This window comes from Pseudomonas sp. HMSC057H01 (assembly GCF_001836405.1).
In the GTDB taxonomy this organism is placed as follows: domain Bacteria; phylum Pseudomonadota; class Gammaproteobacteria; order Pseudomonadales; family Pseudomonadaceae; genus Pseudomonas; species Pseudomonas aeruginosa.
Genome location: NZ_KV828456.1, coordinates 68875 through 80279 on the forward strand (window position 1 = coordinate 68875; position 11405 = coordinate 80279).

Consider the following 11405-nt stretch of genomic DNA (forward strand, 5'->3'; position numbering starts at 1 on the left):
CCTTGTATTTTTTGTTCAGGCAGTGAGTTCATGCTAGGTTTCCCCCAACCTTGCGCCAAGGTACGAACTGCACCATTTCCTCTGTGATTTCTGAGTGATTTGCACCGCCCATGACCAGTACGCCATCCTCCTGGCCACGCCCATCGGAAGCCGTTCGTGAACTCATGCGCAAAGGCGCCGAGCTCGCTCAGGCGCTGCCGCCGGAGTGGGTCGAGCGCCTCAATCAGGCGCTGTTCTCTTCACCGGAAGATGCCAAGCTGCTGGAGGACCCGGTCATCCTCGCGGCGTGCCGGCGCGCCAACCGCGCAGAGTTGCTGCATTGGGCGAACGCCAATCTGCAGCGCCCCGGAGAACCGGTGCAACCCTACGTCTCGGCCGACATGGTGGACACGGCCAGGGAGCTCGTCCGCAGAGGGCTGTCCGAGCTGCTGATGAATGTCGCGAGGTCGACACAGAACACCGCCTGGGAGCTATGGATGAAGATGGCCTTCAACCTGACGCAGGATCCCAGGGTGCTTGAGGAATTCCTGGAGGTCTCGTCGCGGTCCATCTCGGAGTTCATCGACAGCAACATGCGTGTGGTGACCCAGATCATCCTCGAAGAAAAGAGCGCCCAGGCCCATGACGACCCGATCGACAAACGAAGCCTGGTCAGTCGGCTGCTCGAGGGCAGGGATGTGGATACGGAGCAATTCGGCAGGCGGCTGGGCTACAGCCTTTTCCAGAAGCACTACGCCGGCCTGGTCTGGTGCGAAAGCCCGGACGCCGAGATCCGCCTTCTGGAGGATGTGGCGCGTACCCTGGCGCAACTCACGGGCACGGCGGCGCCGTTGATCGTATTCGCCGGCCCCGCGACCCTGTGGGTCTGGAGCCATGCGGCGAAACCGCTGGACCTGAACCTGCTGCAAGGCATCGCACTGCGGTTTTCAGGGATTCGCGCGGCAATCGGCTCGCCGGGCACGGGAGTCAATGGCTTCCGTCGCTCGCATCTGGAGGCCCTGACGACGCAAAGGCTGATGGGCCGCCTGGCGGGCGCACCCGCCGTTGCCACCATCGACCAGGTGAGGATGGTGTCGCTGATGACCCAGGACGACCGCGCGGCCAGGCAGTTCGTCTTGAGCACCCTGGGGCGGCTGGCGACGGAGCCTTCGGTGCTTCAGCGCTCGCTGCACGCTTTCCTGGCCAATGGCTGCAATGTCACCCAGACCGCAGAAGCGCTGGGCACGCATCGCAACACATTGCTGCGCCGGCTGGAGCGTGCCCAGGACCTGTTGCCCGTCCGGCTTGCCGATCATCGCATTCAGATCGCCGCGGCCCTTGAACTGGTGATCTGGAGTACTCCCCTGATCGATGATGATAAATAACCATAAAGACCGAACGCGCTCTTCACAGTAAAAAGGATGCCCCGGTCAGGAAAAGACCGCCAATAAGGAAGAGGGTGATCAGACGAGTGCTGAGCCTGAGAGGAGGCTGATGCTCGACAGTCTTGTCCAGGGCGAAATAAAGCTTTCTGAGTATTTGCCGCTCATCGATATCGTCTGCATCGAATATTGAATCGATCACCGAGTCTGCGCTTGGAAATGGGTTATGCAAGAGCGGAGCGACATCGAATGCACTTTTCTGGAGCGCCCGCGCGGAAAGCAGAGCCGAAGTGACCAGGGCCGCAAGCGCTGCGATAGCAAGAACCACCTCCAGGGGAGTGATCATGCTGATACTGGCCGAAGTGCCAAAGCGAAGCATGGTCCCATATAGAGTTATCACGCCGGCGAGGGCACCGAGTGACAACGTGAACATGAGGCGAAGGTAGACCGTCACCAGGTTCCTTGAGGAAGAAACCTGCTCAAGATAGATTTTCACCAGTGCTTCAATGGTCAGTCGGCGCGCTTCGAATACAAGCCGACGCTCGTCGGGGGAGGGGCTAGGTGACATCCGTCGTCCTTCTGCTATGGTTGCCTGCTCGTTTCATCTTCGAATAGAAAGATGAGTCCCGCCAGAGCACTTTTTGAATATTCAATGCAGGACGGCGCTTGCCGCAGCAGCGCCGTCATCGTCAATGGAACATACCTACAATTTCATCTTCATGTCATGTTCCGGTTTCGACTCAAGACAGCGGACGTCGTCCCAATGCATTCAACGTCGATCTATCCATTCGACTGTTGATTGCCAATCCATTGTCCAGACGGAGTGCCAGAGCAGCCGGCAGGCTGCGAGTACGTGGCACAGGGTGAAAATGGGGCCAATGAGCCGCGGTACAGATGCAGCTTCATGGCTGCGCGATATTCAGCGTGCAGACGGGCATTTGCTCATGTCGGGTCCGTGTCGGGCGATACCGCATTGTTGCAATCGGCTCCGTGCGAAGGAGGTAGCAGAGGTCTTGTGCGGGTGCTGCCAAATCTGTCCGGGATTTAACCTGGGCAGCAAGCCGTCGAGGTGTGGGACTCGACTGAAGGCTTCAAACCAAGCATGGAAGCGGGAACGGAGCGCAAAAGAGCAAGGGTCTAATAAACGATTTACATAATTTAACAAGTGGGCGATGTCATATGTTCATAAGCAGCTCACGGACCTGATGTTGCTGACTCAATGCTCTCGAAATGAATGCAGCTGTTCATCGATTGATGTTCATAGACCTAGTTTTTCCCGGCCCGTCTTAGCCTCGCCGCCCAAACCGCTGATGGTCCCAATCCAGAGGATGAGGGATGCTGGTTTTCAAAAAGCATGCGTTGGGTTCTGGATTGGAAAACGATGTTGCAGGGCATACGGCGTGGCTTTGTGCGGACGACGGTGATCGGCAAGTCTGTATGTCCGCTAGATCGTGTCCAGCGCCAGTTTAGGGGCGGGCAATCAGTCCGGCCTGTTGTCTGGGGAAGCCAAGCCGCAGTTTTGCTCAAGTAAACCCATCATGTCGGGGCCCAAGAGCGACCGCGAAATGTAATGGGCAGATAGCTGGGATGGCTGTGGGAATAAAGGGGAGGGATGGCGAGAGCTGCACGGAAGCTTGATCGGAATTTACGGTTCGAGCCCGAGCGCTTGCCTCAGTCGGATTATCGCCATATCCGCCTCGCCATTGGGCAGCGTCTCCGCCCTGTAGGGGACGTCTACGCGGGAGCCTGGCGGTAGTTGACTCAGGGTGATGTCGATTCCCGCTGTCTGCGGCGCGTTCACAATTACATCAACGATTGAATCAAGACTGGCAAGGCCATCCCACGATTCTCGAGTTTCCCACGCATCTCTGAGTGCACCCAGTAGTTCATGGAAGTGCGGGGTCAATTCGCCGGCAAAGTGGCAGCGCGAGTCGATATCGACTTCTTCATCGAGACCATCCAGATGACCAAGCAGGTAGGCAGACATTTTCAGAGGCATGGCAATTTCACGTGCTGTCTCGACCAGAAGCCGAGCGACGTCGCTGTGCGTTCGATAGTCTTTAATCGCGGAACGGGCTCGGTCTACAGCACCTAGAACCGAAATTTCTAAGCCTTGTGTGTAGCTGACTGTCATCAACGATCCCTGGCTTATAAGCGCGCTAAGTCGGCACGCTGCATATTCTTCCCAGAGGATATGAGCTGTCTCCCGTAGCGTGCTTGTGGCCCAGTCCCCCTCATGTTGGGCCAGCATGACTCCAGGAGAGTGTGCTTCGAACCATCCTGCGGTCTGCACATGGCCGAGCTCATGGGCAAGAATGTTGGCTGCCCCCCAGAACTCGTCACTCGTCGGTTCATGTTCAACCAGATCGAGCAGGACATGTCCGTTCAGCACGACGTGCATTTTGATCTCGCCGTTTCGACGAACCCTCAGCGCTTTACCTACGCCGAGGAGGTTTTCCTGCTTGGTGTATTGTTTCGCAATCGTTGACTCGTAACCCAAGTCGACAGAGGCAAGCGCATCATCGTAGTCGAAGCCGATGGTGATGCCGTCCAGGTTGGATAGGTTCATGTACCGACCAGTGGTCTCCACTAGCTTTTGGGTAACGGCGATAAAATTTGTCCTTCCATTCAGCATTCTCGGGGATGCTTCGAAATGATATCTGGCAGGTCGAAGGTATCGAGCAGGGAGGAAGTTGCTGTGTCTCAGGAGCAGTGTCATTTGTCACGATTAGAGTTCCCTTAATTGTCCAAGGCGCAGGCCGATACTGGTGCCCCAAGGGGCAAAACGCCCCAGAGTTGGGGCGCTCGACACAGCAATTTACTGAGCCGGTCTTCGGCTCCATCCATAAGTGGCGTAATCAAGGGTCACAATGGCTGCCGCTTCAGAAGCCACCTTGTGGAAAGTGTTGTCCTTGGTCGTGTCCCCGTAATCGCTGATACCGCGAACGACCAAGACAGGCACGTTCTGCTTGTCACAAGCGTCGAATACTCCGTAAGCCTCCATCTCTGCGACAACAGCTTTGTCGTGAAGGCCTTGGAATCCTTCGAAAAGCTTCCGATCTCGAATCAGTAGTTCGCCGGAAGCAATGGTCGCTGGTGACACCATCAACCTGGCAGCAACTTCGCCTGCTTTGGACTCAGTCGGCATCGCAAAGCCGAGTTTGTTCGCATGCTCTTGCAAGCGATCGGGCAGGGAGGCGGTCGCGAAGTAAGCATTGAGGTTTTGCTGGGTGGAAAGCCCAGGTCGCGGCATCTCCGGTCGCGCTGCAACCTTGCCACCGGCGAGTGCTGCCGCCCCTTCGTAGTACACGACGCGTTCGGACAAAATGACTTCACCGAGGCTCAGTTTTTTACGGCGGCCCGCTGCAATCCCCATCATCAAAACTTTTTTCGGTTTTAGCTCAGACAGGAGAAGCGTTGTGATGGCGGTTGCATTGACGTTGCCAGCATTGCCGAGAGAAGCGATGACGCAAGAAAGTGGGCCGTCAGCTCGTTGAATCGTCACTGGCCAATAGTGGACGCCGTGGGCGGTGAAGCGTGCTGGTACATCTTCGCCAACACCGAAAACTTTTTTTGCAGCTGCCAACTCAATGGCGATGGCCGTGATCACCAGAAGATCCGGAGATCGTGCTGCTTCCCGGGCCTCAATTTCAGCCTGGAACAATCCAACAGAGAGATCTGCGATCTTGTCCAAGCCGTAGATAGGCTCCTGTAGGGACATGCTATCCAGGCGTCCTTTCACTTGCTCGCCGGTGAGAGGGAACATCGTCAGGGGCTCTTTGAAGAAGTTTGCGTGCAGGCCGAGCGCTCCTTGGCCGTCCTCGCTGAATCCACCCAGCTGGAGGTCGAATGGCAGCACGGGACGCTTATCTCTACGCATTTTGCGGGCGCGGTCTGAGACACCCTTGCCGCCACCCAAGGCGATCATCGCTGTTGCGACCTCAACTTGTTCGTCTCCAATGTTCCCTCCGGTGATCACGTCGTCCTCGAGGTAGATGATCTCCGCAAAGTCTTCAGCCGAGAGGCGGCGGATGAGCAGCCGCTGCTCAGGAGTCATCTTTTCCTGCATGGCCGACTTAGACGTCACAATTTTCAATTGGCGGGCAGGGGAGCAACCAGCCAACAGCTTTTCCGCCTCGTACACCACCGTCCAATCGAAAGTCAGCGGGTCACCAGCCTCATTGGTAGGGAGCCCTGCGAGGTAGACAACGAGTCCACCCTGTGCCGCCAAGACGCTTTTGGTCATCGCACGGGTGAAGTCGTGCGCGAGATCGATCGAGGCCTTCTCTGTCTTTTTGGAGATGCTGCCCGCAATCAGAATGAATTCATTTTCAAGCTTTTCCATCGTGACAATTCCGGTAGCTGAGGTGTTAAGTGTTGGCTTCTAGGTGTTAGTACTGGATGAGGTCTTTGATCTCATCCCTATTCTTCAGGGCCAACTGGATGACCTCGGGCCTCTGATCGGCTTGGTCTTCATTCAGGTTGAGCTGGAATAGGAGGTACAAGAGAAGTGCTCGGCGACACTCGACATGCATCTCGCCGCCCTCCATCAGGAAGTCGTTCTCAATCAGCTTGCGCTGTGCGGGGGTGAGGCCCGGGTGAGGGGTGAGAACCACATTGACCATTGTGTTCCAGGCATAGTCTTCATCAGCCCGATCCCGATCCTGCCCCACATATTTGCAGCATTTGATACGGGTAAGAGAGAAATCCCGGAAGGCCTTACGCTTGTGGCAGTACGCCCGGACGTGCCAGCGGTTACCGTCGTGCACCAAGGCATGAGGAGAGAGCATCCGCTCACCGCCTTCAGGGTCTGTCAGGGATTGGTAGAAGACCTCGATAAATCCGGTCTCGCGAATCGCGCGGAGAATTACCCCAACGATGTCCGCATTTAGGCGACGGCCCAGTTTGGGCACAGCTGCGACAGGGGATTGCCAGCCCAAGAAGCTGCCGTAGGGGATCTCTGGCTGAACGGCGACGCGCAGCAGGTCATCCAGGTAGCGCTCAACTGCACTGGAAGGGAAGACTGCTTTGAATGACTCGGTAGCCCTATAGACCCTGGCCCGGGTGTCGTACTCGAGGTTGCTCTCGGCGAGTTTCGCATACTCGGTGATGTCCAGTGACGCCTGAGGCACCGAGATTCCGAAGAAGTCAGTAAGACTGCTGCGGTTGATCTGCCCATCCCACCGTAGTCGATAGTCGATGAATTCCAACCGACGCTCCTGGCCCCAACGTGCTCCTTGCCGTCCCTTGCTGGTGGGTTGGTCGTCCGTGGGTTTGGACTCGTCTGTCATGCTCGAACCTCGATAGCGTATAAAAACTAGACTGCATCTAAAAACTATGCGTATAGTAATAATACGCTAGCGAGCTGCGGTTCGCAATTTTCCTTGCCTGATCTTCTAGAGGGTTACGGGTGGTCTGGGGGAGGGGTTGACCTGCAGCGCGCCGTAAGGGGTGACTCGGGCCAGATTCTCGAGTTGCCGCGCCATCTCATCCGTCGGCATGTGGTGTAGCTGCTGGTAGGGATGCTTTGCGACCAACACAACATTTCTAGGAGGGGATGGCACATGCCACTCACCAACACTCAGATCAAGTATTACGACAGTAACGTGCTGCGCTTGCCGAAGGACAAGCGGGAGACCTACAACGCCCAGGTCGACCGCCTGATAGCAGCGCTGAAGGACAGCCTGAAGAAGCAGGACAAAATCACTATCAAGAAGGTGGTAAAGGCAGGCTCTTTTGCCAAGCACACCATTCTGCGGCCCAACGCTCAGAACCCCGCCGACGTGGACGTGGTTTTCTACATTAGCGGCGAGAAGGTAGATGAGGAGACCTTCGCAACCCTCAGCCAGAAAATCTACGACGCCCTGATCAAGCTGTATCCGAACAAGTCTGTTGAAGACTTCGAAATCCAGCGTAAGGCAGCGAAGGTCACCTTCGTGGGTACCGGGCTCGAGGTCGATATCGTTCCGGTCATTGAGAACCCGAGCAAGGAAAACTACGGCTGGCAGTTCGATCGTATCGATGGCTCGAAGACTGAGACCTGCGCCCCGTGCCAAGTGAAGTTCGTGAAGGATCGCAAGGATGTAGATCCGGACTTCCGCACCCTCGTACGCCTGGCCAAGCGCTGGCGTACCTGGAAAGAGGTGCCGCTGAAGTCCTTCCACATCGAGCTCATCATGGCTCATGTGCTCGAACTGAAGGGGAAGACCGGCTCGCTGGAGAAGCGTTTCCGTGACTTCCTCCTTTACATCGCTGAGTCGGGTCTCAAGGAAGTCATCAAGTTTCCTGAGAACGGTAATGTCCCCGAGTTCTCCGATACGGTTGTAATCATCGATCCGGTCTGTGACACCAATAATGTCGCGAGCCGCATTACTGAAGATGAGCGCAAAGAGATCGTCCAGCTCGCCGACGAGTCCTGGGAAACCGCCCACTTCGCTTCGGTGGAAGACGACTTCGAGATCTGGAAAGAGCTGTTCGGCAAGGGCTTCAAAGTCGAGGATGCAGCATGACCTACAGCGCTACCCAAACCACGACCTATACCACTACTGACATTGAAGCAGTCGTACGCCGGATCACCGCCGACCTCTTAATGATCGCCTCGAGCAGCGAAGCAGTGACTGAAGCCAAGGCCAAGGAATGGGCCTATGACATCGAGCTGCTGGCCAAGAACGGGTATCTGAAATTCGCGGATCTCACGCTGTTGAGCAATGGCGTTGAGCAGAAGGCAACCCGGTACTACGTCAACGAGTCCGGCTCCCTAGCCAACCAGCGCCCGGGTGATGCTCGCTGGCCCAAGGTATCCAACCCGCACCTGCGGATCGTTCTGTCCTACAACGACAGTTACACCCAGCAAGCGCGGGAGAACATGTCTGGAAAGCTGAAGATCAACTGGACAACCTCTTACGACGACATCAGCCACTCCCAGCTCACTCAGAGCGGTGGTCGCGAATATTCGAGCAACGGCTACGGCATGGAACGGAAGGACTACACCCGATGAGCAACAACAGCGTATTTGACTCTGCCATTGAATTGCCGGACGCCCAGCTAAATGATCGCGAAAAAGTCTTGCTCGGGTTTACGGGCCGCTACGAGCGCGTACAGAACCAGCTCCAGTTGCTTCTGAACCAAGGGCAACTGTCCGAGTGGAGCAAGGAGCACCATAAAAGCGTGCTCCCAATATGTAATTTGGTTGCCGATCAGTACCCTCTGGTGATCTTCCACGGAGACGTCGGTACCGGGAAGACGGCTACAGCGGAATGCATCGCTAACCGGATTGTGAGCGATTCTCGCGCTGAAGATTCGTTGCTGTACAAGCTGAGTAACCGAGTCCGCGGCTCCGGTAAGGTCGGCGAAATGGGGACGCTCTTGACCCAAGCCTTCGCAGAGGTGATTGAAGCCGCCGGCAAAAAACGCCGGGCGATTCTCATTATCGACGAAGGTGACTCAATTGCAGCTTCTCGCTCGCAAAGCCAGAGCCACCACGAAGATAAGGTTGCAGTGAACACCTTGATCCAAGGCGTGGACGAGCTGCGCAAGTACGGTGGCCGCATTGTTGTAATTCTGTGCACCAACCGCCTTTCGGTGCTGGACGCAGCTCTCCGTCGTCGTGCGGCCATCGTTGAAGAGTTCACGCGCCCTGATGTTGCTGAGCGCAAAGAGCTGTTTAGCATGGATCTGGCAGGCATGGGGCTTACGGAGAAGCAACTGAATGACTTGGCAACCGTCACAGGCGAGCGTAACGGGCAGCCAGCCTGGACTTACTCCGATATTCGGACGCGCCTGTACCCTACAGCGATGGCCAAAGCCTTCCCGAATCGTCCGCTGAGCTTCAAGGATCTGACCGACTCGATTCTTACGATGAAGCCATCACCGGTTATGGAAGACAAGTAAGCGGTATACCGGCCCATGAGGTTGGAGGAGGGGGCTTTGCCCACACTCACTACCGACTAGGTCAGTGATCTTTCCAGGGTCTTGGTGTCTGGTAGTGGTACCAGCGATTGCCATTCAGACACCAGCTCAAACGGAGTAGTTATGAAAGCCGAAAAAGAAATCTTCGTCTCGGTCGACATCGAGGCATCGGGCCCGATTCCGGGCAAGTACAGTATGCTGTCGATCGGCGCGTGCCTGACGTCGAATCCGGCTGAGCAGTTCTCGTGCTTGCTGAAGCCCATCTCCGAGGAATTTGTTCCAGCGGCCCTAGAGGTCACGGGGCTTTCATTGGAGAAACTTCGAGAAGAGGGGCTGGATCCTGCAGAAGCGATGACACAGTTCAAAGCGTGGGTTGAGTCACTTGCTGGCGTTGGTCAGACGGTGGTGTTCGTAGGATTTAATGCTTCCTTCGACTGGAGCTTCGTGAACTATTATTTCCACGAGTACCTTGGTGAAAATCCCTTCGGGATAGCCGCGCTCGACATCAAGTCGATGTACTTCGGAGCATCAGATTGCACTTGGAGGTCAACCCGCTCGAGTGAGATTGATAAAGTGGTGAGGCCCGACAACTCTGGCGATCACGACGCTCTGCACGACGCTGTCTATCAAGCAGAATTGTTCAGCCTAATCCGAGAAAAACTGATACGCAGTGAAGGCTAACGCTCCAAATTACTACTTAAGGATTTCTATGAGCTCTCGTGGCTATCTGAACTTTTTGAAAGACCATCCCGCATACAAAAATCTAAACAAAGATTGGCATGTTGAATTAACCAATTATAACGTTTTTTGGTTTGATCTGCTAATCAACGCTCCGGGAGGCTCTGACTATGAAAGCATCGTATCAAAGTTTTTGAACGCGTACCGTGAAGAGGTAAAGCAGAACAACGACAAACGTTTTGTATATTTTATCGCTGCACGGGATCGGGTGCGATTTCACACCGCTATAGCCCCTCGTTTGAGTCGATTGAAGAATGAAATCGTGATCCATTTGGAGGTGGGAGTAGAAAAGAAAATAAAGGAAATTCGGATGCTCGCGCGCCCTGAAATTTTCGGAATGAATATTCCGAAACTTCTTGATGACGGGCGGTTCATCCTGCTTCAATTTCCTGGAATGGAACATCCAGTGGGAATTAATATCCACGAGTTTTTGATGATGCACTGCATCAACATTGGCGTAGACACAGAAGTTCTCTATGTGGGCTCAACTGACGACCCTGCCCGGCGGCCACTTAAACGAAATCATCGTGGCTATAGCGATTCAATCTATGGAGTCAATACCACCGAGAAAGATGTGTTTGTTTACTATAATTTATTCAAGGCAATTTCTATTTCTCAGCGTAGCCCTCACAACCTTCAATTCATGCTTGGCAATTCAATGATTGATGAGGTGCAAAAGAAAGATGAAGGGATGCTGCTTGAACATGGTCTAATCCATTATTTTGGAGCAAAGAGCCAGGAAAAAAGCAAAGGGCTGGAGTATGGCAGGCTTCGGAGTGGGCTAAGGAAACTAAAGCAAAAATACAACATTTCCTCAGTAAACTATCACATAGAAGCTGAAACTTCGACTGAATACTGGAATCTGTACTCAAGAGAAGTTTCTCGTTCCGGTCGCCATGAATTTTCGTTGGTACTGCAAGAGAATCGGGTGTTGATCGGCAAGGCAAAGGGTACCATGACTGATCCACTTGGTTAGTTTTTGATTCGGGCTCTCCTGGCTTTGGTGCGAGTAACTGCTTCAGCAACCGCAGGTACTGGTCACGCGTGCGCGAATCGATAATCGCGCGTAGATGAGCCGCAGCAGTGCTATATGCGCGGTGTCTGAGCTTGAGTTGGACGTAAATGAACGGAATGAGTTTGGGCAACGGCGCTGCGTTACCAGCTTGCACGAGCAGCGGTACACGCTGACCTGAAGAGAAACGGCACTGAATCAGCTTCATTGTCAGTCACCTCATTCAAGGACTTGTCATGAACACGAAGGACATGGCCCGTTGAGAGAGTGGACGCCAGAAGCGGGTTTGTCGAATCAGTGTCTTACAAGGCTCATGAACATTTCTGACATAGCATCTGGTTTAACATAATATACATTATGCGAAGCCATGGGTCAGAGCGTGCGAG

General features: G+C 54.8%; 10 protein-coding genes. 6 read left to right on the top strand and 4 right to left on the bottom strand.

Annotated elements, in window-relative coordinates; all coding sequences use genetic code 11:
- The first annotated feature begins 164 nt into the window (after window positions 1-164).
- A complete protein-coding gene (locus HMPREF2581_RS12695) occupies window positions 165-1364 on the top strand; it encodes a PucR family transcriptional regulator (RefSeq protein WP_003139500.1) in 1200 nt (399 codons plus the stop codon).
- A gap of 22 nt (window positions 1365-1386) precedes the next feature.
- On the opposite strand, the gene HMPREF2581_RS12700 is transcribed toward HMPREF2581_RS12695, so the two are convergent.
- The 4 genes from HMPREF2581_RS12700 to HMPREF2581_RS12715 all read right to left on the bottom strand — a co-directional run bounded on the left by HMPREF2581_RS12700 (window position 1387) and on the right by HMPREF2581_RS12715 (window position 6571).
- Complete coding sequence (locus HMPREF2581_RS12700; protein WP_003122765.1) at window positions 1387-1929, bottom strand: hypothetical protein; 543 nt, start codon at window positions 1927-1929, stop codon at window positions 1387-1389.
- Window positions 1930-3006: 1077 nt separating this feature from the next.
- The gene (locus HMPREF2581_RS33325) at window positions 3007-3930 is read right to left on the bottom strand and encodes a hypothetical protein (protein WP_170868728.1); all 924 of its coding nucleotides are present in this window, start codon (window positions 3928-3930) and stop codon (window positions 3007-3009) included.
- A gap of 249 nt (window positions 3931-4179) precedes the next feature.
- Window positions 4180-5706: a phosphorylase family protein gene (locus HMPREF2581_RS12710; protein ID WP_003139496.1), complete on the bottom strand. Its 1527-nt coding sequence runs from the start codon at window positions 5704-5706 to the stop codon at window positions 4180-4182.
- Between the two features lie 46 nt (window positions 5707-5752).
- Window positions 5753-6571, bottom strand: coding sequence for a BrxR family helix-turn-helix transcriptional regulator (locus tag HMPREF2581_RS12715; RefSeq protein ID WP_003139494.1), 819 nt, complete (start codon window positions 6569-6571; stop codon window positions 5753-5755).
- Window positions 6572-6925: 354 nt separating this feature from the next.
- Between HMPREF2581_RS12715 and HMPREF2581_RS12720 the strand changes: the two genes are divergently transcribed.
- The 5 genes from HMPREF2581_RS12720 (at window position 6926) to HMPREF2581_RS32035 (ending at window position 10983) form a co-directional block, all read left to right on the top strand.
- Window positions 6926-7870 (top strand): CBASS oligonucleotide cyclase, encoded by a 945-nt coding sequence (locus HMPREF2581_RS12720; RefSeq protein ID WP_003139492.1) that lies wholly within the window; start codon window positions 6926-6928, stop codon window positions 7868-7870.
- A complete protein-coding gene (locus HMPREF2581_RS12725; RefSeq protein ID WP_023098968.1) occupies window positions 7867-8358 on the top strand; it encodes an HORMA-1 domain-containing protein in 492 nt (163 codons plus the stop codon). Before HMPREF2581_RS12720 ends, HMPREF2581_RS12725 begins: the two co-directional genes overlap by 4 nt.
- Window positions 8355-9251, top strand: a complete 897-nt coding sequence (locus HMPREF2581_RS12730; RefSeq protein WP_003139489.1) for an AAA family ATPase — start codon at window positions 8355-8357, stop codon at window positions 9249-9251. Before HMPREF2581_RS12725 ends, HMPREF2581_RS12730 begins: the two co-directional genes overlap by 4 nt.
- A 141-nt stretch (window positions 9252-9392) precedes the next feature.
- The gene (locus tag HMPREF2581_RS12735; RefSeq protein WP_023098967.1) at window positions 9393-9950 is read left to right on the top strand and encodes a 3'-5' exonuclease; all 558 of its coding nucleotides are present in this window, start codon (window positions 9393-9395) and stop codon (window positions 9948-9950) included.
- Between the two features lie 28 nt (window positions 9951-9978).
- A complete protein-coding gene (locus HMPREF2581_RS32035; RefSeq protein WP_023098966.1) occupies window positions 9979-10983 on the top strand; it encodes a hypothetical protein in 1005 nt (334 codons plus the stop codon).
- The last annotated feature ends 422 nt before the right edge of the window (window positions 10984-11405 follow it).

Coding starts and splice junctions, on each gene's coding strand:
- HMPREF2581_RS12695 (WP_003139500.1), top strand. CDS start 165: ATGCGCAAAGGCGCCGAGCTCGCTCAGGCGCTGCCGCCGGAGTGGGTC.
- HMPREF2581_RS12700 (WP_003122765.1), bottom strand. CDS start 1,929: ATGTCACCTAGCCCCTCCCCCGACGAGCGTCGGCTTGTATTCGAAGCG.
- HMPREF2581_RS33325 (WP_170868728.1), bottom strand. CDS start 3,930: ATGAACCTATCCAACCTGGACGGCATCACCATCGGCTTCGACTACGAT.
- HMPREF2581_RS12710 (WP_003139496.1), bottom strand. CDS start 5,706: ATGGAAAAGCTTGAAAATGAATTCATTCTGATTGCGGGCAGCATCTCC.
- HMPREF2581_RS12720 (WP_003139492.1), top strand. CDS start 6,926: ATGCCACTCACCAACACTCAGATCAAGTATTACGACAGTAACGTGCTG.
- HMPREF2581_RS12725 (WP_023098968.1), top strand. CDS start 7,867: ATGACCTACAGCGCTACCCAAACCACGACCTATACCACTACTGACATT.
- HMPREF2581_RS12730 (WP_003139489.1), top strand. CDS start 8,355: ATGAGCAACAACAGCGTATTTGACTCTGCCATTGAATTGCCGGACGCC.
- HMPREF2581_RS12735 (WP_023098967.1), top strand. CDS start 9,393: ATGAAAGCCGAAAAAGAAATCTTCGTCTCGGTCGACATCGAGGCATCG.
- HMPREF2581_RS32035 (WP_023098966.1), top strand. CDS start 9,979: ATGAGCTCTCGTGGCTATCTGAACTTTTTGAAAGACCATCCCGCATAC.